A 23448-nucleotide genomic window follows, 5' to 3' on the forward strand; every position below is an offset into this window, starting at 1 on the left:
ATCCCCCTTCTGTTACGCTGGTGCCGTGTCTTCCCCGGACTGCTCCACCTCCCCGGGGGCGGCGCCGGGGCGGCCCCCCCCGGGGGGGGGGGGGGCCCCCCCCCCCCCCCCCCGGCGCGGGCCCCCCTTGACCCACTCAGAGACAGGCTAGGCAGCCAAGATGACCGCTTCATGAAACTCAGCTGGGAGGGTCCTGTGGGTCGGTGTCGTCCCAGAAAGTGGACACTCTGTACCGGGTGGCGGGACGGCCGCGTACCGTTGCCGCAAACAGCGAGCAGAACAGCGAGCAGAGGAGCGCAGGCGTGGCACGGATCGCGGTGGTGGCCGGGGACGGAATCGGTCCCGAGGTGGTCGCACAGGCCCGCAAGGTCCTCGACGCGGTGCTCCCCGGTGTGCAGGCCACCGAGTACGACCTCGGCGCCGCCCGCTGGCACCGCACCGGCGAGGTGCTGCCGGACTCGGTCCTGGCCGAGCTGGCGCAGCACGACGCGATTCTGCTCGGCGCGGTCGGCGACCCGACCGTGCCCCCCGGTGTGCTGGAGCGTGGCCTGCTGCTCAAGCTCCGGTTCGCCTTCGACCAGTACGTGAACCTTCGCCCGTCCCGGCTCTGGCCGGGCGTGCCCGGCCCGCTGGCCGGCGTGAAACCCGGCGAGGTCGACCTCGTCGTGGTGCGTGAGGGCACCGAGGGGCTGTACGCCGGGGCCGGCGGGACGCTGCACCGCGACACCCCCGCCGAGGTCGCCACCGAGGAGAGCCTGAACACCCGGCACGGCGTGGAGCGGGTGATCCGCGACGCGTTCGCCCGGGCCGGCCGCCGCGAGCGGCGCAAGGTCACCCTCGTGCACAAGACCAACGTGCTCACCCATGCCGGCTCGCTCTGGTCGCGCACCTTCGCGGCGGTCGCCGCCGAGCACCCCGACGTCGCCACCGAATACCAGCACGTCGACGCCGCGGCGATGTTCCTGGTCACCCAGCCGCAACGCTACGACGTGGTCGTCACCGACAACCTCTTCGGCGACATCCTCACCGACATCGCGGCCGCCGTCACCGGCGGCATCGGGTTGGCCGCCAGCGGATGCATCAACCCGGAGGGGCGGTACCCGTCGATGTTCGAACCGGTGCACGGTTCCGCGCCGGACATCGCGGGCCAGGGGGTGGCCGACCCGGTCGCCGCCGTTCTCTCCGCGGCCCTCCTGCTCGACCAGCTCGGCCACACCGACGCCGCGAGCCGGGTCACCGCCGCCGTCGCCACCGAGCTGGCCAGCCGTGCACCGGGCGTACCGGTGGGCACGGCGGAGGTGGGTGACCGGCTCGCGAGCCTCGCCGCGGGCTGACCCCGCGGCGGCGGGACCGTCGGTCGACTGCGGGATCAGCCGACGGTGACCGACCGTGTGCCGCGCGCGAGTACGGCGATCCCGGCCATGGCGGCACCGGGCCCCGATGTGGAGCGCGCGTGCAACGTCTCCGCCGGTCCCCGGTACCGTTCTTTCGGCGCTGCCAGGCGAGCCGGGCGGCGCTTCCCCCTGAACGAACGTTCGGGGTAAGTTTCTGGACACCAGTTCGTCGGCATGCGATCGCGTATGTCGTTGTCCGGTAGGGAGGTCAGCGCGATGAGCGGTGGTGACAAGCTCGACTTCGAGATCCGTCCGAATCCCGCACCGGTATCCGCCGCGGATCGGGCCGCCCTGCTGGTCAATCCGGGCTTCGGTCGGATCTTCACCGACCACATGGTGACCATCCGGTACGCCGACGGCAAGGGCTGGTACGACGCCCGGGTCGAGGCGCGCGCGCCGATCCCGATGGACCCGGCCGCCGCGGTGCTGCACTACGCGCAGGAGATCTTCGAGGGGATGAAGGCGTACCGCACCGCCGACGGTGGGGTGACCCTGTTCCGTCCGGAGGCGAACGCGGCCCGCTTCGGAGTCTCCGCGCAGCGGATGGCGATGCCTGTGCTGCCGCCGGAGACGTTCGTCGACTCGCTGCGCCGGCTCGTCGAGATCGACCGGGACTGGATCCCGACCGACCCGGACGGCAGCCTCTACCTGCGGCCGTTCATGTTCGCGAGCGAGGTCTTCCTCGGCGTCCGCCCGGCCACCGAGTACCTCTACGTGGCGATCGCCTCCCCCGTCGGGGCGTACTTCAGCGGCGGGGTGAAGCCTGTCTCGGTCTGGGCCACCCCGGAGTACACCCGCGCCGCCCCGGGCGGCACCGGCGCGGCGAAGTGCGGCGGCAACTACGCCGCCTCGCTGGTCGCCCAGGCGGAGGCGATCGAGCACGGCTGTGACCAGGTGGTCTTCCTCGACGCGGTGGAGCGCCGCTACGTCGACGAGCTGGGCGGCATGAACGTCTTCTTCGTCTACGACGACGGCAGCGTGGTGACACCGCCGCTGACCGGCACGATCCTGCCCGGCATCATCCGGGAGTCGGTGCTCACGCTCGCCGCCGAGGCGGGACACCGGGTGGAGGAGCGTCCGGTCAGCTTCGAGGACTGGCAGGCGGACGCGGAGAGCGGCCGGTTGCGGGAGGTCTTCGCCTGCGGCACGGCCGCGGTCGTCACCCCGATCGGGCAGGTGAAGTCGCCGGCCGGGGAGTTCCTGATCGGCGGCGGTGGGCCGGGCCAGGTCACCATGGCGCTGCGTCAACAGCTGGTCGACATCCAGCGTGGCGACGCCCCCGACCCGCACGGCTGGGTCACCCGTCTGTTCTGAGAAGAGGCCCCTTCTCGACGCCTTCGGCGCGGAAGGGGCCTCTTCGACGTCGGCCTCGGCACGTGGACCGGCACGTCACTCCAGCAGGTGTCCGCGGAGCGCGGCGAGCTGGGCGTCGGTCACCCCGGCGTGCCGCAGGTAGCCCTCGATCGAGCCGTACCCTTCCCGCAGCTCGGCGAGGAAGAGCAGCATCGCGTCCGACGGCGAGGCCAGGAACGGCGCGGGCAGCTCCTCGGCGTCCGGCGTCGTGGCGGCCACCCAGGCGCTGAACCGTTCCGACGCCGCGCTGCTCAGGGCGTAGTCCGCGGCGATCTCGTCGTCGGCGACGCCGAGCACGGCCAGGGTCAGCCCGCAGACGACGCCGGTACGGTCCTTGCCGGCCACGCAATGGACCACGGCGGGCGCGTTGGTGGCGTCGGCGATCAGCCCGAGCGCCTCGGCCAGCCCGGTCGTGCCGGTCTGGGCCAGGTCGGCATAACGGTCGGCCAGGTAGCGCGCCAGGCTCGTGCCCGGCTCCTGCGGCACGTTCCCCCACTCTGCGTGCTCCGGGTGGATGTGCTGGTAGGCGAGGCCCGGCCAGTCCGGCACCCGGCCGTCACGCTCCACCTCGTACGGACGGCGCAGGTCGATCACCGTCCGGATGCCGAGGGCGGTGAAGGCGTCCTGGTCGTTCTCGTCGAGCCGGTGCAGGGAGTCCGAGCGGTAGAGCCGCCGCCGGCGTACGGTGCGTCCGTCGTGGCCGGCGTAGCCGCCGACATCGCGGAAGTTGAAGATCGTGCCGAAGGGTATGTGTCGATCGACCTCGGTGGCGTCCACGCCTGACACGGTACCGGCCGGCGGGGTGCAACCCCACCGGCCGGTAGAACAGGAACAACCGTCAGCGAGCGGTACCCGGCGGAATCGCCGAGTACGTGTCGTTGTAGTACCCACCGAGCTTGTCCCGGTAGGCCGGGTCGGTGTCGGCGGTCTCGTCGAACTCGGGCGCGGCCTTGATCTGGTCCTTGCTCCGGTCGACGTAGACCTTCCGCTCGTCGTGGTCGACGTGGTTGACGGTCCCGGCAGGGATCATGACCTTCTTGCCGAAGATCCACGGACCGGTGTCGACCACGAGGTAGCTGGAACTCACCTCGTGGCTGGATCGGTCCACCTTGCCGATGCCGCCGTCCTGCGCCTCCACCTTGTAGTCCACCAGGTCGACGCCGGTCACCCTGGCATCGTCCCGGTACCGCCAGGGGTCGAAGGTGCCACCGGGTGTGCCACCCGGGACGGCGCCGCCGCCACCGGGTACGAGCGGGTCCGGCGTCCCATGGGTCGTTCGAGGGTCGAGCCGCTCCATGGCGTTTCACTCCTCTACTCGACTGATCGGGGGGTGGTGCCCTGTCAGTCCCATGTCCTACCCGCTGTCGAGATCGCTACACCGGAGGTGGCACGCAAACCTCTCGAGGAGCGCCGGCGGTGCTCAGGCCAGCGCGGACTCCGCGTCGTACGCGACAGCGGTGGCGTACACCACGGAGGCGATCCGGAGCGCTTCGTTCACCTGGTCGGCTCCGACGCCGGCGGCGCGCAGCTTCCTCTCGTGCGACTGAAGGCAGACCTCGCAGCCGTTGACCGCCGAGACGGCGAGGCACCAGAGCTCGAAGTCCACCTTCGCCACACCCGGTCGGGCGACGATCTGCATCCGGAGCCGGGCGGGGATCGTCAGGTACGCCTCGTCGCCGAGCATGTGCTTGGACCGGTAGTAGACGTTGGTCATCGCCATGATGGTGGCCGCGCCCTTGGCCGCGTCGACCGCCTCCGGTGTGAGGTGTCCGGCCGCCTCGGCGGCGATCTGCCTCAGCACCACCGGGTTCCGGGCCGCCACCGCGCACGCCAACGCCGCGCCCCACGACTGCGCCGGGGTGAGCAGGGAGTTCTCGACGGTCGAGCCGAGGTTGAGCGCGATGTCCCTGGCGTACCCGGGCAGCCCTGCCCTGATCCCGTCGACTCCCACGTCAGGCCCCGGTCGATGCATACCGCGCGGTGGTGTCGTCCCCGCCGATCGAGCGGGACTGCTCGGTCCGGTGGCCCGTGGACACGACGCGCGCGGTGAGGTCGTGGATGCGATCACCGACAGTGAGCAAGGGTCCTCCCGGGTAGGCGTCGAGCAGCCGTCGAGCCGGCCAGACCGATCCTCCCCCCGAGCGCCCGGTGAAGGCGTGTGAAGCAGGTCACGAGATGGGCCTCGACCTCGTGAAGGCCGGTCGGAGCGACGCCGTGGCCGCCTCGCTCCGTCCCGACATGTGGGTTGCGCTTCCCAAAATCAACGACCGGGTGCAAGAGTACTCAACGTGACCAGCAACGCCCTGATTCTTAGCAACTAGCGCGCCGGCCCGCCCGCCGAGCGCGCAGACCTCCCGCATCGGCGGGGGGTCTTTTTGTTGCTCTCGCGGCCCAGGCCTGCCGTGCCCCCGCTCGCTCGTTCCCCGTACCCAGAAAGGCACGCCATGACGTTCCAGGTCTACGACACGACGTTGCGTGATGGCGCGCAGCGCGAGGGGCTGAGCTACTCGGTGGTCGACAAGCTGGCCGTGGCCCGGCTGCTCGACGAGTTCGGCGTCGGGTTCATCGAGGGCGGCTGGCCCGGTGCGGTGCCGAAGGACACCGAGTTCTTCCGGCGCGCGCGTACCGAACTCGACCTGCGGCACGCGGTGCTCGTCGCGTTCGGCGCGACCCGCCGGGCCGGTGTCGCGGTCACCGAGGACCCGCAGGTACGCGCCCTGCTCGACGCGGAGACGCCGGCGGTGACGCTGGTCGCCAAGGCCGACCTGCGGCACGTCGAACGGGCGCTGCGCACCACCGGGGCCGAGAACCTCGCGATGATCCAGGACACGGTCGCTCACCTGGTCGCCGAGGGTCGCCGGGTCTTCGTCGACGGCGAGCACTTCTTCGACGGCTACCGGCAGGATCCCGGGTACGCCGCCGCGGTGGTGGAGACCGCGCTGGCCGCCGGCGCCGAGGCGATGGTGCTCTGCGACACCAACGGCGGGATGCTCCCGTCCCAGGTCACGGCCGCGATCACCGACCTGACCGCCCGGCTCGGCGTCGGCCCCGAGCGGCTCGGCATCCACTGCCAGAACGACACCGCGTGCGCGGTGGCGAACACCGTCGCCGCCGTCGAGGCCGGGATCCGGCACTTCCAGGGCACCGCGAACGGCTACGGCGAACGGCCGGGCAACGCCGACATCTTCGCGGTGGTCGCCAACCTCCAACTCAAGCTCGGGCTGCCCGTCCTACCAGCGGGCTGCCTGGAACAGATGGTGCGGGTCTCGCACGCCATCGCTGAGATCGCCAACATCGCTCCCGACACCCATCAGGCGTACGTCGGGGCCGCCGCCTTCGCCCACAAGGCCGGGCTGCACGCGAGCGCGATCAAGGTCGACCCGTTGCTCTACAACCACGTGGACCCGTCCGTAGTGGGCAACGACATGCGGATCCTGGTAACCGAGATGGCCGGCCGGGCCAGCGTCGAGCTCAAGAGCCGCGAGCTCGGGCTGGACCTGGCCGGTCATCCGGAGACCCTGTCCCGGGTGACCAGACGGGTCAAGGAGTTGGAGGCGGGCGGCTGGTCGTTCGAGGCGGCGGACGCCTCGTTCGAGTTGCTGGTCCGCTCCGAGCTGCCGGAGGGCGCCCCGGCCCGGCCGTTCGCCCTCGAGTCGTACCGTGTCCTCGTCGAGCATCGGGAGGACGGCTCGGTGATGTCCGAGGCCACCGTCAAGATCCGCGTACGCGGTGAGCGGGTGATCGCCACCGCCGAGGGGAACGGCCCGGTCAACGCCCTGGACGAGGCGCTGCGGGTCGGTCTGGTGCGGCACTACCCGGAGCTGCGCGAGTTCGAGCTGGCCGATTACAAGGTGCGCATCCTGGATGGCAGCAGCGGCACGGACGCGGTGACCCGTGTGCTGCTGGAGACGGCCGACGGCGCGGGCCGGGACTGGACCACGGTCGGCGTGCACCCGAACGTGGTCGAGGCGAGCTGGCACGCCCTCGTCGACGCGATGACCTACGGCCTGGCGCGCGCCCGGGTCTGACCTGTCGTTGCGCGGGCCGTCCCGGTCGGGGCGCTCGTCCCCGCCCGGGCCGGGAGGGTCAGGGTGGCCAGGACCGCGCGGTGGTCGCTGCCGGGCAGGCGGAACACGTCGACCGACCGGGCGGCGATCCGGCGGTCGGCCAGGACGTGGTCGATGGTCACGGCAGGGGTCAGGTCGCCGTCGTACGGGCCCCACGTGCCGGTCAGCCCCCGGCCGGTGGCGTCGGCCGCGTCCACGTAGCCGGTGCGCAGCAGGGCACGAAGCGGACCGTGGTCGAGCGTCGCGTTGAAGTCCCCGGCGAGGATCCGCAGCATCCCGTCGGGGGTGGCCGGTGGCTGCGCCACCAGGTCGGTGCGCCAGAAGCCCACCTGGTCGACGGCGTACGGTGCGGCGGGATGCGCGGACTCCACCCGCACCGGCGGCGCACCCGGAACGGCGATCGTGCCGAATGCCTGGGTGAAGCCCCAGGCGCCGCGGTTGTGGCGTACCCCCGCGTTGCCGATCGGGAAGCGCGAGTAGAGACCGGACCCGGGCGTGCCGTCAAGGGCGTTGAGCTGCCGGTGTGGCAGCAGCCGATCGAGCCCGAGCCGGTCCAGGTCGGCCCGGGCCGCGGGGGTGAACTCCTGCACGGCCAGCACGTCGACCTGGTGGGTGCGGACCAGTTCGACCAGGGTGTGCGGATCCGCGGCTCCGGCGAGCAGGTTGGCGGTGAGCAGTCGTACGGTCGGGCCGGTGGCCGTGGGCTGCGCCGAGGGCAGTGCCCGGGGCGCCACCACCGCCAGGAGCGCGACCGTGGCCACGGCCGCGACCAGCGCGGGCCGGCGGCGCCTCAGGACGAGCGCCAGCACCAGGGGTAGCGGGCTCCAGGCCGCGACGTACGGAGTGAAGGCCAGCGCCTGCACGAGTGGCCCCCGGTCCAGCCCGACGAGCCGGAGGGCGGCCCAGGCGGCACCGGGCACCACGGCGAGCCAGCACAGCGCGCCAACCGTCAGCCGCCGCCGGCGGCTGACGGTCTGTCGCTCCCGCAAATCGACGATCATGGGGGCAACCTATCCCACCGTGGTCGCCCGGGTGGGGATCGTACGGTCCCGGAGTGCATTTTCGTGAATGCTCTTAAGTTCGTCTTTCACAATTCTCGTGACGGCTGTCGGACAATTTTGCGGGGTGGTTCAGCTATTGACCCACCGCTTTTTACGATGCTACGTTTCCACCTGGTCGGAGCATCGCCACGGTGAGTAGTAACACCAGCTCAGGGTGGATGTCGATCATCGGGAAACGGATATTGAAGGTGCGCTGGATCTTATTTCCCGGTGATTTGTCTCGGGGGTGCCCGACGGTAACAGGGCACTGACCGTCCCGCCCTGCGGGTCGGCCGAATTTGTACGGTCACACAAGGGGGACCTGTCATGACCAAACCATTCCGACGTAAGGCGATCGCGGTCGCGTTCGCAGTCCTCGGGCTCACCCTCGCCGGGGGCGGCATCGCCATCGCTCAGCCCTCCGCGCACGCGCCCGGCCAGCCGGCGCCCCGCGCGAGCAGCACCCAGCCGGCGGTGACGGCGGAGTCGGCCCGCTCGGCGCGGGCCACGCTCAAGGCCAGCGTGGGCACACTCGCGGCCAGCAACGTCGGCACCGTCGTCAACGCCAACGGCACCAAGGCGCGCGGCACCGGCGTTGTGATCAAGTACGGCGTCGGCCAGTACGAGGTCCAGTACGGCTACGTCGTCAGCTCCGGGGTCTACCAGGCCACCATCGGCCGCCCGGACGCCTGCTGCATCCCGCCAGGCGGGGAGATCGTGGTGGCCCCGCGGCTCAGTACACCGAACGCGGTCTTCATCCAGACTCGCAACTCCGCCGGTACCCCGGTCGACCTGCCGTTCCACCTGGTCGTTCACACCTACTGACGGCATCCGACGCCGGCCCCCGCGCAGACGTGCGCGGGGGCCGGTTCGTGCCTGCTCTGTCCGGTCTGTAACAGCCCGTACCGCTCCGGCCGTCCGTCCACCGTTCGGGCGGATCATTCCGTTCGGTCACCAAAGGCCCGGCCAGGGGCCCACAATCCGACGTTTGTCGCGCGACCGCCCGGGAAGCAAGCACCGTGACGGACATCTCGGACACCCTGGCCAGCGTGGCCACCCCGGTCGAAGACGAACCGACAGCCGCCGAGCTGGAACAGACCCTCGCCGAGGTCAAGCGAGTGATCGTCGGGCAGGACCGGCTCGTCGAGCGTCTGCTCGTCGCCCTCCTCGCCGACGGGCACTGCCTTCTCGAGGGGGTGCCCGGCGTGGCGAAGACGCTGGCCGCGCAGACCCTCGCAACCGTGGTCGGCGGCGCCTTCTCCCGGATCCAGTTCACCCCCGACCTCGTACCGTCGGACATCGTCGGCACCCGGATCTACCGGGCGTCGCGGGAGACCTTCGACATCGAGTTGGGCCCGGTGATGGCCAACCTGGTGCTCGCCGACGAGATCAACCGCGCCCCCGCGAAGGTGCAGTCGGCGCTGCTGGAGGCGATGGCCGAGCGCCAGGTATCCATCGGCGGGCGCAGCCATCCCGTGCCGTCGCCGTTCCTGGTGCTGGCCACCCAGAACCCGATCGAGTCGGAGGGGGTCTACCAGCTGCCGGAGGCGCAGCGGGACCGCTTCCTGCTCAAGATCCTGGTCGACTACCCGAGCGACGCGGACGAGCTGGCGATTCTCTACCGGATGAGCACCGACCGTCCCAAACCTCGGCGGGTGCTCGACCCCGAACGGTTGCGACGCATGCAGCGTCACGCCGAACGGGTCTTCGTCCACCACGCCGTCGCCGAGTACGTGGTCCGGCTCATCCTGGCCACCCGTGACCCGGGACGGTTCGGGCTGGCCGAGATCGAACCGATGCTGGCGTACGGGGCGAGCCCCCGGGCCACTCTCGGCCTGGTGGCCGCCGCCCGGGCGCAAGCGCTGCTGCGCGGCCGCGAATACGTGCTCCCCGACGACGTCCGCGAACTCGCCGGTGACGTGCTGGCCCACCGGCTGGTGCTCAGCTTCGACGCGATCGCCGACGGCGTCACCGCCGAGTCGGTGGTACGCCGGCTGGTCGAGGTGGTGCCTCCGCCACGCCTCGCGCCCCAGCCGGAGCAGGCGTCGGACCTGGCGGCGGCATGAGGCGCACGGGCCGGGAGCCTGCTGCCGCCGTGTCCGCCGGTCCGCGCCTGGCCGACCTCGCCCCCGATCAACGACTGCGCCGGCTGGAGCTGACCGTCATCCGGCGGTTGGACGGGCTGCTGCACGGGCAGTACCGCGGCCTGCTGCCCGGCCCCGGCAGTGAGCCGGCCGGCAGCCGCGAGTACCGGCCCGGCGAGGACGAGGTACGCCGGATGGACTGGGCGGTCACCGCCCGGACCACGGTGCCGCACGTCCGCGAGGTCGACGCCGACCGGGAACTGACCACGTGGCTGCTGGTCGACGCCAGCGCCAGCATGGAGTTCGGCACCGCGGAGCTGGACAAACGGGAACTCTCCGTGGCGGCGGTGGCCGCGGTCGGGTTCCTCACCGCAGGAGTCGGCAACCGGCTGGGCGCCCTGCTGGTCGCGTCGACGGGGTTGCGCCGGTTCCCGGCGCACAGCGGGCGTACCCATCTGCTCGGCCTGCTCCGGGCCCTGCTGGCCGCCCCACGAACCGGCGACCGGGGCGCACCACTCGAACCCCCGGAACTCGCCGACGCGCTGGCCTCGGTGCAACGGGTCGCCACCCGGCGCGGGCTCGTGGTGGTGGTCTCCGACTTCCTCGACGGCCTGTCCGACGACCCCGACCGGCCGCCACCATGGGAGCGGAGTCTGCGCCGGCTGACCGCGCGGCATCAGGTGCTTGCCGTGGAGGTGACCGACCCGCGTGAGCTCGAGCTGCCCGACGTAGGAATGATCACGCTGGTCGATCCGGAGACCGGCCGCCGCCGCGAGGTCTGCACCTCCGACCGCCGGCTGCGGGAACGGTACGCGGCCGCCGCGGCCGCCCAGCGGGAACAGGTACGCCTCGCGCTGCGCCGCAGCGGGGCCACCCACCTGTCGCTGCGTACCGATCGGGACTGGTGCGCCGACATCGCGCGGCACGTGCAGTCGCAGCGCCGGCTGGCGGCGGTGCCGGCCGCAGCGGCACGGGGAGGCGCGAGGTGATCTGGCTGTCGCCCGCCCGGCTCTGGCTGCTGCTCGGTGTGCTCGCCCTCGCGGTGGGTTACCTGCTCATGCAGCGGCGGCGCAGCCGGTACGCCGTCCGCTTCACCAACCTGCGGCTGCTCGACCGGATCGCGCCGGAGCGTCCCGCGTGGCGCCGGCATGTGCCCGCCGGTCTCTTCCTGGTCATGCTGGCGCTGCTGGTGGTCGGCTTCGCCCGGCCCACCGCCGAGGTGCGGGTGCCCCGGGAACGGGCGACCGTCATGGTGGCGGTGGACGTCTCCACCTCGATGCTCGCCACCGACGTGGACCCGGACCGACTCGCCGCGGCCAAGGACGCGGCGAAGCGCTTCGTGGACGGGCTGCCCGACGAGTTCAACGTGGGCCTGGTCGCGTTCGCCGGCAGCGCGGCGGTCGTCGTGCCGCCGGGCACCGACCGCGAGGCGCTGCACGACGGGATCGGCCGGCTCGCCGAGGGGATCACCGGCGTGCAGGGCACCGCGATCGGCGAGGCGATCAACACCTCGCTCGGCGCGGTGAAGGGTCTGGACAGCCAGGCGGCGAAGGACCCGCCACCGGCCCGGATCGTGCTCCTGTCCGACGGAGCGAACACCTCCGGGCTGGACCCGATGGAGGCAGCCGTCGAGGCGGTGGCCGCGAAGGTGCCCGTGCACACCATCTCCTTCGGCACTCCGGGCGGCTTCGTCGACCAGGGCGGCCGCCCGATACAGGTGCCGGTGGACGGGCAGACCCTCGAGGCGGTGGCGCAGGAGACCGGCGGGATGTTCCACGAGGCCGGCACCAGCGACGAACTGCGTGCGGTCTACGACGACATCGGTACCTCGGTCGGCTACCGCACCGAAAGGCAGGACGTCTCGGCCCGCTTCATCGGTCTCGGGCTGGTACTGGCGATGGGCGCGGCGGCCGGTTCGATTCGCTGGTTCTCCCGCCTGCCCTGACGGGGCGCCGGCCCCACCTCGCAGGACATCACGTGAGGAGTACGCATGGCAGTACAGACCGGACTCGGTGAGCCTCGTGGCCCGTGGTTCGTATCGCCGGAGCTGGACCCGGACGGGCGGTCCCGGCGGGACGGGGACGGATCGGGACGCGACCGTGGCGGCCGGCACTGGCGTGGCCGGGTGCTGGCCGCGCTCGCGGTGATCGCCCTCTCCACCGTCTCCGGTGCCGCGGCAGGTGGCTGGGTGGCCGGCCGCGGCGGTGCCCCGGGGGAGACGGCGGCGTCCGCCGCCCCGGTGCCGGCGGAACTGGTCACCGCCGCCGAGCGGACGGTGCCGGGCGTGGTCTCCGTGCTGGCCGGTGGGGCGGGGAGCGGCGGCGGGGCCAGTGGCTCCGGCTTCGCCATCGACGACCAGCAGCACATCATCACCAACGACCACATCCTGGCCAAGGGGGGCGGTGGTCCGGTGACCGTCGAGTTGCCGGACGGCCGCCGCTACACCGCAGAGGTGGTGGGCCGGGAGCCGAGCAGCGACCTGGCGGTGCTGCGGGTGCCGCCGTCCGCGGGGCTGGCGCCGCTGCCGTTGGCGAAGCCGGGCACCACGCGCGTCGGTGAACCGGTGCTCGCGGTCGGTTCTCCGCTCGGTCTGGCCGGTACCGTCACGGCCGGCATCGTGAGCGCCGTCGACCGGCAGGTACGGCTGGGTACGAACCGGCACACGGCGGTGCAGACCGACGCGTCGATCAATCCGGGCAACTCCGGTGGGCCGCTCGTCAATGCGCGAGGCGAGGTGGTCGGGGTGAACACCGCGATCGCCACCATCGACGGCAACGGCTCGATCGGCATCGGTTTCGCCATTCCGATCGAGCAGGTGCAGCAGACCGCCGACACCATCATCGGCAAGGGCGGCTGATCCGCCGGCCGACTCGTCGGGCGGTTGCCGGCGGACTCTGCGCGTTGCCGCTGGTGGGAAGGCGTCCACTGTCGGATATCCGGCGCGGGAGCATCGGCCGATGGAAATATTACGCGGGGTATGGATACTAACGTGGGTGGAAGGTCCTCTCATCGCGGTCCTCCTGCTGGTGGGCCTGCTCATCGGAAGTGGTGTGGGGTCGGCGTACACCCGCGCGCGGCGTGGCTGGGCCGACTACCAGACGGTCAAGAAAACTGTGCCTACCGCGCGTAAGACGGCCTGGCTGCTGATTCGGGGCGTCACCACGAAGGTCGGTGTGGTCGCCCTGCTGTTGATCGGCGCCGTCGCGTACGCCGCGGTCGCCCCCGACGACGATGAGGCGGCCGGGCCGACGCCCGGTCCGTCCGCGACCTCGAGCGGGCGGCCGGGACGTTAGCCTCAGGGTGTGGACGGCGATGTGCGGGTGACCGACAGGTGGACAGTCCCCGCCGCGGAGTTGCGGGAGCGATTCTCCCGTTCGTCCGGCCCGGGCGGGCAGGGCGTCAACACCGCCGACACAAGGGTCGAACTGAGCTTCGACCTGGCCAATTCGCCCAGCTTGCCCGAGTCGTTGCGGACCCGGGCGCTGGAGCGGCTCGCCGGTCGGCTCGTCGACGGCGTGCTCACCATCACGGCCAGCGAGCACCGGGCCCAGTTGGCCAACCGTGAGGCGGCGCGGGAGCGGCTCGCCGCGCTGCTGCGGGAGGCGATCTCCCCGCCGCCGCCGCCCCGCCGCCCGACGCGTCCGTCCCGGGGCGCCAAGGAGCGGCGGCTGGCCGACAAGAAGCGCCAGTCCCAGCGCAAGCGGGACCGCCGCGTGGACGGCGAGTAGCAGTCCGGCCTGTCCGGCGGGCCCCTGAGCGGGCACGCCGATGTCTCGTGTGCTGCGCCGGGAGGACGCATGTGTTCGGGTGACAGAGTTTGGAATCTGTTACCACGACGATGTAATCTCAACTCATCACCACGATGAGGAGAACAATCATGGACACCCGCACGCTCGGGACGACCGGCCCGACCGTTTCCGCGCTCGGACTCGGCCTGATGGGAATGTCGGACCTCTACACCGGCGCCGACGACACCGAGAGCATCGCCACGATCCACGCCGCCCTCGACGCCGGCGTGACCCTGCTCGACACCGGCGACTTCTACGGGCAGGGACACAACGAGATGCTGCTCCGTGAGGCCCTGCGCGGACGCGACCGGGAAAACGCCGTGATCAGCGTCAAGTTCGGCTCCATGCGCGACCCCCAGGGCGGTTGGGTCGGCAACGACATCCGCCCGAACGCGATCAAGAACTTCCTCGGATACACCCTGCGCCGGCTCGGCACCGACTACGTGGACGTCTACCGGCCGTCCCGGATCAGCCCCGACGTGCCCGTCGAGGACGTGGTCGGGACCCTGAGCGAGCTGGTTACCGCCGGTCACATCCGCAACATCGGACTCTCCGAGGTGAACGCGGACACGCTGCGCCGGGCGCACAAGGTGCACCCGATCACCGACCTGCAGATCGAGTACTCGCTGATCTCCCGAGGCATCGAGCAGGACATCCTGCCGACCGCCCGGGAACTGGGGGTGGGTGTCACGGCGTACGGGGTGCTCTCCCGCGGCCTGATCAGCGGGCACTGGTCGGCGCAGCGGACCCCCGCCCCCGACGACTACCGGGCCTACCTGCCGCGCTTCAGCGGGGAGAACCTGGACCGCAACCTGGCCCTCGTCGAGCAACTGCGGACGATCGCGCAGGCACGCGGCGTAACCGTCGCCCAGGTCGCCATCGCCTGGGTGCTGGGCCGCGGCAACGACATCGTGCCGCTGGTGGGCGCGCGCCGCCGGGACCGCCTCGCCGAGGCACTCGGTGCTACCGAGCTCACGCTGACCGACGCCGACCTGGCGGCGATCGAGGCCGTGGTCCCCGCCGACGCCGCCGCCGGCACCCGCTACGACGCAGATCACATGGCTTTCCTGGACAGCGAGCGGGCATGACCCGCACGACGGGGCACGGACGTCCGCCGGTTCTCCGGCCGGAAGCCCGTGCCCCGGCTCGCCGCCGCGCCCACCGCCGAGGGCGGACCGCCCGCAGCGGGGGAGCGCCTCACCCCGGTCCGGCGGACGCTGTCGCCGACCCGCCCGGTGGTGGCCCCGCGCGGACGGTGGGGGTGACGACGACCACCGACGCCGGATCAGGGAGGCTTGAGTGATGAGCACCGACCCGGGCACCCTCTCCGCCGAGCGCATCCTCGACGCCGCCGAGGAGGTGCTGCGCCGCTTCGGCCCGGCGAAGGCGACGGTGCTGGACGTGGCCCGGGCACTCGGCGTCAGCCACGGGAGTGTCTACCGCCATTTTCCCAGCAAGGCAGCGCTGCGTTCCGCCGTCACGGAACGCTGGCTCGCCCGGATGTCCACCCCCCTGGCCGAGGTCGCGACCGCCGGCGAGCCGGCCGCGGAGCGGCTGCGCCGGTGGCTGTTCGAGCTGAACCGCTCCAAGCGCCGGATCGCCCGTGAGGACCCGGAGCTGTTCGACACCTTCAACCTGTTGGCCACCCAGCTGGAGGACGTGGTCGCGGCCCACCTGGAGGTGCTCGCCGGGCAGCTCGCGGTGATCGTCGCCGACGGGGTGGCCGCCGGGGAGTTCGACGTGGCGGATCCGGCACTCGCCGGGCGGGCGGTGTTACAGGCGACCACCCGGTTCCACCACCCGGCGCACCTCACCGAGTGGGCCGAGCCGGTTCTGGAAGACGATCTGGCCGCTGTGCTGTCGCTGCTCCTCGACGGTCTGCGCGTCCGCCCGGCTAACTGAGCGGGCGGCGAAGTTCAGGTAGCTCTCACCGTCGCCCACTGCCGCGACACGCGTTCACCCCGGCATCGCGGGAGCGAGCCGGTCGCACTCCGCGATCAGGCGTGCCCGCAGCGGCGCGGCGCGCTCCGCGAACGAGCGCTGCGCCCGCACGTACTCGTGCCGGCCCTCGACGGTCTCGACCCGCACGGGCGGGTAGCCCAGGTCGGCGAGGTCGTACGGCGAAGCCCGCATGTCCAGCGTGCGGATGTCCCGGGCCAGCGCGAAGGCGTCGGCGACCAGTTCGCTCGGCACCAGCGGGGAGAGCTTGTACGCCCACTTGTAAAGATCCATGTTGGCGTGCAGGCAGCCCGGCTGCTCGAGCGCGTGCTGGGTCTCCCGGCTCGGGGCGAGCAGGTTCAGCGGCCGGGCCGGTGCGGTGAAGAACCGGAACGCGTCGAAGTGGCTGCACCGGATCCGGTTCGCCTCCACCGTCCGCGCGGTCTCCTCCGGGCTCAGCCGCAGCGGCCAGCTGTTGTGCCGTACCTCCGCCTGGGTCTGCCGGTAGACCATCGCCCACTCGTGCATCCCGAAGCAGCCGAGGTGCGGCTGGCGGCCGGCGGTCGCGGCGAGGAGCGTACGGATCCAGGCGATCGACTCGGCGCGCCGCGCGAGGGCCCCGGCGGTGTCGAGGGTCACGCCGCCAGCGGTCGTACGGTAGTCGCTGCCGAACTCGGCCGGGTCCGCGTCACGCAGCTCCACGCCCGGACCGGGATGCCAGCGGCGCAGCTGCGCCGGACGGTACGAGTAGTAGGTGAAGAGGAAGTCCTCCACCGGATGCTTCTCGCCTCGACGCCGTCGGTCCAGGTGCGGGGCCAGCCAGGCGTCGACCCGTTCCTGGTGGGCTTGCCGCCTCGGCTGCCAGTCGGCCGCGGCGAGCACCGTCGACGGGGTGAGGGCGGCGGCGGTCACCGCACCAGCGTACGACCGCCGCCGACTCGGCTGATCAGGGCACGTCCACCCGCACGCCGGGGGAGAACACCCCGCTGCGCAGCTCGAGCTGCTTCGGCGGCTCCCGGCCGTCGACGGTGAAGACCAGCGGCAGCACCACCCGGCTACCCGCCGCCAACGGCTGGGCGAAGATGTCCCGGCCGAGGTTGGCCAGCCGGGTGGCAGCCTCGTCGGTGGTCACGAATCGGCCACCCGGCAGGTACACCCGTTGCAGCTCCCCGTGCCAGGCCTGGTGCTCCGGGGTCATGTTGCGAATTCCGACGGTGGCCTGACACTGCCGACGAGCGGCGGCGCCCGGTGCGACGCAGGCGATCCGGTACACGGTGAACTCGAAGGCCGACTCGCGCAGCGGCACCCCCATCGGGCCGGCGACACCCTTGCCGTGCCAGGCGCCGCTCGTCGGCCGGCTGTCGGTGTCGATCGAGGTGACCTGGCGGGTGGCCGTCCAACCGGCCACACCGACCACCCCGGCGAGCACCGCCACGGCCGAGGTGACCAACAGCCAGACGGGCGGTTTGCGACGTCGGGTCGTGACCTGGGGTGCCGACGGTCGGGGGTAGATGGTGCCGCGGCCGTGCCGCGGATCGGCGGCCGCTCCTCGGCCGGCGGATCCGTCACCGGTGGCGAGGGCGGACGCGACCGTCCGGCGCCGCCGTCGCCACAGCCACCACCCCGCCGTCCCGCCCAGCAGCACCGCCGCCGCCGGCACGCCGACCAGGAACGGCGTCCGTTGCCACGCCGGGGACGCCGGGTCCTTCGTGGTCGCACCCGCCGCCGCGTTCCAGGTGGCGGTGGCGCAGTCGTACGGCCGTTTGCCGTCGCTGGTGAAGGCGCAGGCGGGTGCCGTCACCGGCTGCCCCGTGGGAGCCTGCGCCAGCGACGTGTTCAGCGTGGTGACACTGTTCGCCGGCAGTTTCAGCCGCCAGGTCACCTCGCTCGCCGACTGGCCCACGATCCGGCCGGCCTGGCCGCCGGCAGTGATGATCGAGGGCGTCGAGCCGGCCGGCAGCTCCTGCCGGACGGTGGTGTCAACCGGCGTGCCGCCGGTGTTGCGCACGTGGATCCGGTACGCCGGGGCCGGTGTCGGTGCCGGTGCCACCGCGACGGTGACCGGCGGCTTCGGTGGCGGTGGCAACGCCCGGGTGGGCGTGGGAACCGCCGGTGGGGCGGCGGGCATACCGGGCAGCTGGGATGGCGACGGAGAGGACCCCGAGGACGAGGGTTCCGGCGCCACCGCCGGTCGCGGCCGCGCAGCGGCCGGGTCGGGCGCCAGCGCGGGCAGGGCCGGCACGGCGGCGAGGATGCCGAGGCAGTGTACGAACACCGCGAGGGCCTTGTGGTGTCGTGTCGATGCAGGCATGCGAACGAACCTCCGGAGCCGACGCTATGGGCGCCGGCACGTCGTGCGGGTACGACTTGGCGAAACTCGCCCCGGGTGAGGCCGGTGCGCGTACGCTGCCTCGTCGCGTCCGTTGGATGGTCTCGGCGGCGGCTGTGCCGCGCGGCGGGCCCCGGCGCGGAGATCGCCGGGGTCCCGTCCGCCCGGCGGGGATGGTCGCGGCGGCGACCGGGCTAGATTTGCCGGGTGCGTATCGTTCGTTTCCTTCATGCCAAGGGGTTGTCGTTCGGGGTCGCCGAGGGTGAGGCGTCGGCCGGACTGGAGGGCCTGACCGTCGCCGAGATCGAGGGCCACCCCTTCGGCGAGATCAAGTTCACGGGGGCCCGCTGGGCCCTCTCCGATGTGCGGCTGCTCTCGCCGATCCTGCCGAGCAAGGTCATCGGCGTCGGCCGCAACTACGCGGAGCACGCCGCCGAGCACGGCAGCGAGGTGCCGAAGGAGCCGTTGCTCTTCCTCAAGCCGTCCACGTCCGTGATCGGTCCGCGCGACGCGATCCGGCTGCCGATCTTCTCCAAGCAGGTCGAGCACGAGGCGGAGCTCGCCGTGGTGATCGGGGCGACGGGTGCCCGCCGCGCCGACCGGGCCGCCGCCGAACGGGCCATCTTCGGCTACACCTGCGCCAACGACGTGACCGCCCGGGACCTGCAGCGCTCCGACGGCCAGTGGACCCGGGCGAAGGGCTTCGACTCGTTCTGCCCGATCGGACCCTGGATCACCACCGGGCTGGACGTCTCCGATCTGGAGATCCGGTGCGAGGTCGGTCCGGACCCGAACGCGCTGGAGGTGCGCCAGTTGGGCCGCACCCGGGACATGGTCTTCGACGTGCCGGCGCTCGTGTCGTACATCTCGCACGTGATGACGCTGCTGCCCGGCGACGTCATTCTGACCGGCACGCCGGCGGGGGTTAGCCCGCTCACCGACGGGGATACGGTCACGGTGCGGATCGAGGGGATCGGCGAGCTCACCAACCCGGTGCTGCCGGTCGCCTGATCCGGCTCCGACGCCCTGAAACCACAGGTCAAGCTGGGTTTGGGGGGTTGGATTTGGCCTGCTGGCGGCGGGAGGGTAAAGTTCATTCCCGGCACCGCAAGGGGCCAATGGGGTATGGGGTAATTGGCAGCCCGACTGATTCTGGTTCAGTTAGTCTAGGTTCGAGTCCTGGTACCCCAGCAACCGACGTTCGCGAGAGCGTCGGTCGCTGGATTCTGAGGTGCGTGATCCGGCCCGTGAGGGCCGATCGAGCGTCTGGTAGAGTTCAGCGGCGCCGCTCGCAGGAGCGGTGAGGGAAAGAAGGTTCTGGCCCCGTCGTCTAGCGGCCCAGGACGCCGCCCTCTCAAGGCGGTAGCGCCGGTTCGAATCCGGTCGGGGCTACATCGGGTTGCGGTCCGTCTCGTTTCGGCGAGGCGGGCCGTTTCGCTTTTGCGGGCTTTACCCGCGTGGACCCGGTTCACACCCGCCGAACGGGCGCCGCTAAACTACGACGGCAACCGCCCAACGGGGCGGTTGCCGCACAACATGTGCCTGGCCCCGTCGTCTAGCGGCCCAGGACGCCGCCCTCTCAAGGCGGTAGCGCCGGTTCGAATCCGGTCGGGGCTACATCCGAAAGGCCCGTCTCGCCCCGCGAGACGGGCCTTTTTCTCTCCCCTCCCTCCCGCCCCGGGGTGGGGGTGGGGTTAGAGGCCGGAGAGGCGTTGGCCCGCACGGACGACGGCCATGGCGTGGCGCTCGCCCGGACGGCGGCCGAGGCGTTCGATCGGGCCGGAGATGCTGATCGCGGCGATCACCCGCCCGGTGCGGTCGCGGATCGGCGCCGAGACGCTCGCCACGCCGGCCTCCCGTTCGGCGACGCTCTGCGCCCAGCCGCGCCGGCGTACCTCGGCCAGGGTGCGCCCGGTGAACTTGGCCCGGGGCAGCAGCGGCATCACTGCCTCCGGTGGCTCCCAGGCGAGCAGGATCTGCGCGGCCGAACCCGCCGTCATGGGCAGCACCGACCCGACCGGGACGGTGTCACGCAGTCCGCTGGCCCGCTCGGCGGCGGCCACACAGATCCGCTCGTCCGCCCGGCGCAGGTAGAGCTGTGCGCTCTCACCGGTGGCGTCGCGTAGCGCGGACAGCAGTGGCTCCGCCGCGGTCAGCAGTACGTCGGGAGCGGCGTTGGCCAACTCGCCGAGCCGGGGCCCCGGCCGCCAGCGGCCCTGGGTGTCCCGGACCAGAATCCGGTGGATCTCGAGTGCTTGTGCCAGCCGGTGCGCGGTGGCCCGGGGGAGCTTCGTGCGTTCGACGAGTTCGGCCAGGCTGGCGCCGTCCACGCAGGCGGCCAGGATGACCACCGCCTTGTCGAGAACGCCGACACCGCTCATACTGTGTCCCACAAGCCGAAATTTACCTCCCAGAATTTAGGATGTCCAGATGGTGGGAGTCACTCCTGAGCCGAGGACCCTGGCCGAGAAGGTCTGGGACGCGCACGTTGTGAGAGCCGCCGCCGGTGAGCCGGATCTGCTCTACATCGACCTGCACCTCCTGCACGAGGTGACGAGCCCGCAGGCGTTCGACGGGCTACGGCTCGCCGGCCGCCGGGTGCGCCGTACCGACCTGACGATCGCGACCGAGGACCACAACACACCCACCGGGTACGCCGATCCGGCGTTCCGTCAGCGGCGCGGCGACCTGCTCACCGTGGCCGACCCGACCTCGCGTACCCAGTTGGAGACGCTGCGCGCCAACTGCGCCGAGTTCGGTGTCCGGTTGCACCCGCTCGGCGACGAGAACCAGGGCATCGTGCACGTCATCGGTCCGCAGCTCGGGCTCACCCAGCCCGGCACGACCATCGTCTGCGGCGACTCGCACACCGCCACCCACGGCGCCTTCGGTGCGCTCGCCTTCGGCATCGGCACCAGCGAGGTCGAGCATGTGCTGGCCACCCAGACGCTGCCGCAGAGTCGGCCCAGGACGATGGCCGTGAACGTGACCGGCCGGCTCGCCCCCGGGGTCACCGCGAAGGACCTGGTGCTCGCACTGATCGCGCAGGTGGGCACCGGTGGCGGCCGCGGACACGTCGTCGAGTACCGCGGCGAGGCCATCCGCGCCCTCTCCATGGAGGGGCGGATGACCGTGGCCAACATGTCCATCGAGTGGGGTGCCAAGGCCGGCATGATCGCGCCGGACGAGACGACGTTCGCGTACCTCAAGGGGCGGCCCAACGCGCCGCGGGGCGCCGACTGGGACGCGGCGGTCGCGTACTGGCGGACGCTGCCCACCGACGAGGGGGCGACCTTCGACGCCGAGGTGACCCTGGACGCCGGCCAGGTCACTCCGTTCGTCACCTGGGGCACCAACCCGGGCCAGGGCGCCCCGCTGAGCGAACGGGTTCCGGACCCGGAGCAGTTCGTCACGGAGTCCGAGCGGGCCGCCGCCCGGCGGGCGCTGGAGTACATGGACCTGCGCTCCGGCACCCCGCTGCGGGACCTGCCGATCGACGTGGTGTTCGTCGGCTCCTGCACCAACGGCCGGCTCGAGGACCTGCGCGCCGCCGCCGAGGTGCTGCGCGGGCGGAAGGTCGCCGACCGTGTACGCATGCTCGTGGTGCCCGGTTCCGCGGCCGTCCGGGAGGCGGCCGAGACGGAGGGGCTCGACAAGGTCTTCGCCGACGCCGGCGCCGAGTGGCGGTTCGCCGGCTGCTCCATGTGCCTCGGCATGAACCCGGACACCCTCAAGCCGGGCGAGCGCTCCGCCTCCACCTCCAACCGCAACTTCGAGGGCCGCCAGGGTCGGGGCGGACGTACCCACCTGGTCTCCCCGCCGGTCGCCGCCGCTACCGCCGTGGTGGGTCGGCTGGCCGCACCCGCCGATCTGTAAGGGGACACCGCTGATGGAGAGCTTCACCACCCACACCGGCACCGCCGTTCCGCTACGCCGTTCCAATGTGGATACCGATCAGATCATTCCGGCCGTGTACCTCAAGCGGGTGACCCGGACCGGTTTCGCCGACGGGCTCTTCAGCGCGTGGCGGGAAGATCCCGCATTCGTGCTCAACGATCAAACATATTCGGGGGCGTCGATTCTTCTGGCCGGCCCTGAGTTCGGCACCGGGTCCTCTCGGGAGCACGCGGTCTGGGCGCTGCGCGACTGGGGGTTCCGTGCGGTGATCTCCCCGCGTTTCGGTGACATCTTCCGCGGCAACGCCCTCAAGGAGGGGCTCTTGCCGGTCGAGTTGGAATTGAAAGCGGTCGAGGAGCTGTGGGATCGCGTCGAGTCCGACCCGCGCACCCCGGTCACCGTCGACCTGACCACCCGCGAGGTCCGCGCCGGGGACGCCACCTGGTCGTTCCCGCTTGACGACTTCAGCCGCTGGCGATTGATGGAGGGCTTGGATGACATTGGACTCACCCTCCGGCACGAGGCCGAGATCGGTGCCTACGAGGCGGCCCGACCGCCGTTCCTGCCGTCCGTCGCGCGGCCGTAGATCTGAAGCGTAGAAGCGATTCGCCCCCACCGGCCCGGCCGGTGGGGGCGAATTCGTTGCGACACAAGGGCTTTTTTCGACCGAATGTTTGTGTCCCGGCAGCACAGGGCATACCGTGCGCGCAGAATGGCTCGCGTCGAGTCAGTTGCACAATCGGGAGGAAGTCGTGAACAAGGCCGAGCTCATCGAGGCGCTCGCCGTTCGCCTGGGAGACCGGAAGATGGCGACGGCCGCGCTCGACGCGGTCCTCGCTGAGGTCCAGGCGGCGGTCACCAAGGGCGAGAAGGTGGCGATCACCGGATTCGGAGCGTTCGAAAAGCGTGTACGGGGCGCGCGAACAGCCCGGAACCCTCGGACCGGTGAGGCGGTGAAGGTCAAGAAGACATCCGTCCCGACCTTCCGCGCGGGCGCCGGCTTCAAGGAGATGGTGGCCAGCGGCAAGGTGCCGAAGGCCACGGCTGCGGCGAAGAAGACCACCGCGGCCGCCAAGACCACCGGCGCCAAGGCCACTCGGGCCAAGGCGACCGGCACCAAGGCCACGGCGACCGCGCAGAAGACCACGGCGGCGAAGAAGGCCGCGACCAAGGCGACCAAGGCGACCAAGACCACTGCGGCGACCAAGGCGGCGGCGACCAAGAAGGCGGCGCCGGCGCGGAAGACCGCGGCGGCCGGCCGGACGGCCGCAGCGAAGAAGACCACCGCGGCGGCCAAGACGACGGCGGCGAAGAAGGCGCCGGCGAAGAAGACGGCGGCCAAGAAGGCTCCCGCCAAGAAGGCCCCGGCCAAGAAGGCAGCGACCCGGCGCTGACCGGTCGGCTCGAAGGGCGTCCACCCGGTGGGTGGGCGCCCTTCGACGTGTACGGGCTACGACCTGGTCGCTCGACCCCGCTGCCTCGACCTCGGGCGCCCGGGTGGGCGACGCCGCGCCTCGACGGACCCGAGTCGGCCGGCCGCCGAACGGACCGGCCGGCG

Annotated in this window: 22 protein-coding genes, 3 tRNA genes and 1 pseudogene; 19 read left to right on the forward strand and 7 right to left on the reverse strand. The window is 71.8% G+C overall.

All coding sequences use genetic code 11. The features are described 5' to 3' along the window. Positions 1-302: 302 nt before the first annotated feature. Both ABZS42_RS20500 and ABZS42_RS20505 read left to right on the forward strand, forming a co-directional pair. Positions 303-1334 carry a 3-isopropylmalate dehydrogenase gene (locus ABZS42_RS20500; protein ID WP_355147520.1) on the forward strand — a complete coding sequence of 344 codons (1032 nt, stop codon included), beginning with the start codon at positions 303-305 and terminating at the stop codon, positions 1332-1334. A gap of 276 nt (positions 1335-1610) precedes the next feature. After that, a complete protein-coding gene (locus ABZS42_RS20505; RefSeq protein WP_355147522.1) occupies positions 1611-2708 on the forward strand; it encodes a branched-chain amino acid aminotransferase in 1098 nt (365 codons plus the stop codon). Positions 2709-2783: 75 nt separating this feature from the next. Here ABZS42_RS20505 and ABZS42_RS20510 read toward each other — a convergent pair whose 3' ends face one another. From ABZS42_RS20510 to ABZS42_RS20520, 3 genes are all read right to left on the reverse strand, one after another. After that, entirely contained in the window at positions 2784-3524 is a 741-nt protein-coding gene (locus tag ABZS42_RS20510; RefSeq protein WP_355147524.1) for a tyrosine-protein phosphatase, read from the reverse strand. A gap of 61 nt (positions 3525-3585) precedes the next feature. Continuing rightward, the gene (locus ABZS42_RS20515; protein WP_355147526.1) at positions 3586-4044 is read right to left on the reverse strand and encodes a PRC-barrel domain containing protein; all 459 of its coding nucleotides are present in this window, start codon (positions 4042-4044) and stop codon (positions 3586-3588) included. A 123-nt stretch (positions 4045-4167) separates the two neighbouring features. Continuing rightward, positions 4168-4698, reverse strand: coding sequence for a carboxymuconolactone decarboxylase family protein (locus tag ABZS42_RS20520; protein WP_355147528.1), 531 nt, complete (start codon positions 4696-4698; stop codon positions 4168-4170). Between the two features lie 493 nt (positions 4699-5191). Here ABZS42_RS20520 and cimA point away from each other — a divergent pair, with 493 nt between their 5' ends. Then, positions 5192-6775, forward strand: a complete 1584-nt coding sequence (gene cimA / locus ABZS42_RS20525) for a citramalate synthase (RefSeq protein ID WP_355147530.1) — start codon at positions 5192-5194, stop codon at positions 6773-6775. 71 nt (positions 6776-6846) lie between these two features. On the opposite strand, the pseudogene ABZS42_RS20530 reads toward cimA, so the two are convergent. Then, positions 6847-7815: pseudogene (locus tag ABZS42_RS20530) on the reverse strand (endonuclease/exonuclease/phosphatase family protein); the annotation flags it as partial. A gap of 366 nt (positions 7816-8181) precedes the next feature. Between ABZS42_RS20530 and ABZS42_RS20535 the strand changes: the two are divergent. The 9 genes from ABZS42_RS20535 (at position 8182) to ABZS42_RS20575 (ending at position 15628) form a co-directional block, all read left to right on the forward strand. After that, positions 8182-8679: a hypothetical protein gene (locus ABZS42_RS20535; protein WP_355147532.1), complete on the forward strand. Its 498-nt coding sequence runs from the start codon at positions 8182-8184 to the stop codon at positions 8677-8679. A gap of 194 nt (positions 8680-8873) precedes the next feature. Next, the gene (locus tag ABZS42_RS20540; RefSeq protein ID WP_355147534.1) at positions 8874-9920 is read left to right on the forward strand and encodes a MoxR family ATPase; all 1047 of its coding nucleotides are present in this window, start codon (positions 8874-8876) and stop codon (positions 9918-9920) included. Then, positions 9917-10927, forward strand: a complete 1011-nt coding sequence (locus ABZS42_RS20545) for a DUF58 domain-containing protein (RefSeq protein WP_355147536.1) — start codon at positions 9917-9919, stop codon at positions 10925-10927. The genes ABZS42_RS20540 and ABZS42_RS20545 overlap by 4 nt, the downstream gene beginning before the upstream one ends. Then, positions 10924-11883, forward strand: coding sequence for a VWA domain-containing protein (locus ABZS42_RS20550; protein ID WP_355147538.1), 960 nt, complete (start codon positions 10924-10926; stop codon positions 11881-11883). Before ABZS42_RS20545 ends, ABZS42_RS20550 begins: the two co-directional genes overlap by 4 nt. A gap of 45 nt (positions 11884-11928) precedes the next feature. Beyond that, positions 11929-12795 (forward strand): trypsin-like peptidase domain-containing protein, encoded by an 867-nt coding sequence (locus ABZS42_RS20555; protein ID WP_355147539.1) that lies wholly within the window; start codon positions 11929-11931, stop codon positions 12793-12795. Positions 12796-12931: 136 nt separating this feature from the next. After that, positions 12932-13231, forward strand: a complete 300-nt coding sequence (locus ABZS42_RS20560) for a hypothetical protein (protein WP_355147541.1) — start codon at positions 12932-12934, stop codon at positions 13229-13231. 9 nt (positions 13232-13240) lie between these two features. Continuing rightward, a complete protein-coding gene (gene arfB, locus ABZS42_RS20565; protein ID WP_355147543.1) occupies positions 13241-13666 on the forward strand; it encodes an alternative ribosome rescue aminoacyl-tRNA hydrolase ArfB in 426 nt (141 codons plus the stop codon). A gap of 149 nt (positions 13667-13815) precedes the next feature. Continuing rightward, a complete protein-coding gene (locus tag ABZS42_RS20570) occupies positions 13816-14814 on the forward strand; it encodes an aldo/keto reductase (RefSeq protein WP_355147545.1) in 999 nt (332 codons plus the stop codon). A gap of 214 nt (positions 14815-15028) precedes the next feature. Beyond that, positions 15029-15628 carry a TetR family transcriptional regulator gene (locus tag ABZS42_RS20575; protein WP_355147547.1) on the forward strand — a complete coding sequence of 200 codons (600 nt, stop codon included), beginning with the start codon at positions 15029-15031 and terminating at the stop codon, positions 15626-15628. A 54-nt stretch (positions 15629-15682) separates the two neighbouring features. Here ABZS42_RS20575 and ABZS42_RS20580 read toward each other — a convergent pair whose 3' ends face one another. Next, positions 15683-16576 (reverse strand): 3-methyladenine DNA glycosylase, encoded by an 894-nt coding sequence (locus ABZS42_RS20580; RefSeq protein ID WP_355147549.1) that lies wholly within the window; start codon positions 16574-16576, stop codon positions 15683-15685. 34 nt (positions 16577-16610) lie between these two features. Beyond that, on the reverse strand, positions 16611-17975 hold the full coding sequence (locus tag ABZS42_RS20585) for a hypothetical protein (RefSeq protein WP_355147551.1): 1365 nt from the start codon (positions 17973-17975) through the stop codon (positions 16611-16613). A gap of 225 nt (positions 17976-18200) precedes the next feature. Here ABZS42_RS20585 and ABZS42_RS20590 point away from each other — a divergent pair, with 225 nt between their 5' ends. The 4 genes from ABZS42_RS20590 to ABZS42_RS20605 all read left to right on the forward strand — a co-directional run bounded on the left by ABZS42_RS20590 (position 18201) and on the right by ABZS42_RS20605 (position 19610). After that, positions 18201-19004: a fumarylacetoacetate hydrolase family protein gene (locus tag ABZS42_RS20590; RefSeq protein WP_355147553.1), complete on the forward strand. Its 804-nt coding sequence runs from the start codon at positions 18201-18203 to the stop codon at positions 19002-19004. Positions 19005-19112: 108 nt separating this feature from the next. Beyond that, positions 19113-19184 (forward strand) — tRNA-Gln (locus tag ABZS42_RS20595). A 128-nt stretch (positions 19185-19312) separates the two neighbouring features. After that, a tRNA-Glu gene (locus ABZS42_RS20600) sits at positions 19313-19385 on the forward strand. A 152-nt stretch (positions 19386-19537) separates the two neighbouring features. Continuing rightward, positions 19538-19610: transfer RNA gene (locus ABZS42_RS20605), tRNA-Glu, on the forward strand. Positions 19611-19687: 77 nt separating this feature from the next. On the opposite strand, the gene ABZS42_RS20610 is transcribed toward ABZS42_RS20605, so the two are convergent. Beyond that, positions 19688-20374, reverse strand: a complete 687-nt coding sequence (locus tag ABZS42_RS20610) for an IclR family transcriptional regulator (RefSeq protein WP_355147555.1) — start codon at positions 20372-20374, stop codon at positions 19688-19690. 49 nt (positions 20375-20423) lie between these two features. Here ABZS42_RS20610 and leuC point away from each other — a divergent pair, with 49 nt between their 5' ends. The 3 genes from leuC (at position 20424) to ABZS42_RS20625 (ending at position 23284) form a co-directional block, all read left to right on the forward strand. Beyond that, positions 20424-21869 carry a 3-isopropylmalate dehydratase large subunit gene (leuC, locus tag ABZS42_RS20615; RefSeq protein ID WP_355147557.1) on the forward strand — a complete coding sequence of 482 codons (1446 nt, stop codon included), beginning with the start codon at positions 20424-20426 and terminating at the stop codon, positions 21867-21869. Positions 21870-21882: 13 nt separating this feature from the next. Next, a complete protein-coding gene (gene leuD / locus ABZS42_RS20620; RefSeq protein WP_355147559.1) occupies positions 21883-22476 on the forward strand; it encodes a 3-isopropylmalate dehydratase small subunit in 594 nt (197 codons plus the stop codon). A gap of 166 nt (positions 22477-22642) precedes the next feature. Next, positions 22643-23284: an HU family DNA-binding protein gene (locus ABZS42_RS20625; protein ID WP_355147561.1), complete on the forward strand. Its 642-nt coding sequence runs from the start codon at positions 22643-22645 to the stop codon at positions 23282-23284. Positions 23285-23448 lie beyond the last annotated feature (164 nt).

This window comes from Micromonospora sp. NPDC005367 (genome assembly GCF_040606825.1).
Lineage (GTDB): Bacteria > Actinomycetota > Actinomycetes > Mycobacteriales > Micromonosporaceae > Micromonospora.

Coding starts and splice junctions, on each gene's coding strand:
- ABZS42_RS20505 (WP_355147522.1), top strand. CDS start 1,611: ATGAGCGGTGGTGACAAGCTCGACTTCGAGATCCGTCCGAATCCCGCA.
- ABZS42_RS20515 (WP_355147526.1), bottom strand. CDS start 4,044: ATGGAGCGGCTCGACCCTCGAACGACCCATGGGACGCCGGACCCGCTC.
- cimA (WP_355147530.1), top strand. CDS start 5,192: ATGACGTTCCAGGTCTACGACACGACGTTGCGTGATGGCGCGCAGCGC.
- ABZS42_RS20535 (WP_355147532.1), top strand. CDS start 8,182: ATGACCAAACCATTCCGACGTAAGGCGATCGCGGTCGCGTTCGCAGTC.
- ABZS42_RS20545 (WP_355147536.1), top strand. CDS start 9,917: ATGAGGCGCACGGGCCGGGAGCCTGCTGCCGCCGTGTCCGCCGGTCCG.
- ABZS42_RS20555 (WP_355147539.1), top strand. CDS start 11,929: ATGGCAGTACAGACCGGACTCGGTGAGCCTCGTGGCCCGTGGTTCGTA.
- ABZS42_RS20570 (WP_355147545.1), top strand. CDS start 13,816: ATGGACACCCGCACGCTCGGGACGACCGGCCCGACCGTTTCCGCGCTC.
- ABZS42_RS20575 (WP_355147547.1), top strand. CDS start 15,029: ATGAGCACCGACCCGGGCACCCTCTCCGCCGAGCGCATCCTCGACGCC.
- ABZS42_RS20585 (WP_355147551.1), bottom strand. CDS start 17,975: ATGCCTGCATCGACACGACACCACAAGGCCCTCGCGGTGTTCGTACAC.
- ABZS42_RS20610 (WP_355147555.1), bottom strand. CDS start 20,374: ATGAGCGGTGTCGGCGTTCTCGACAAGGCGGTGGTCATCCTGGCCGCC.
- leuC (WP_355147557.1), top strand. CDS start 20,424: ATGGTGGGAGTCACTCCTGAGCCGAGGACCCTGGCCGAGAAGGTCTGG.
- leuD (WP_355147559.1), top strand. CDS start 21,883: ATGGAGAGCTTCACCACCCACACCGGCACCGCCGTTCCGCTACGCCGT.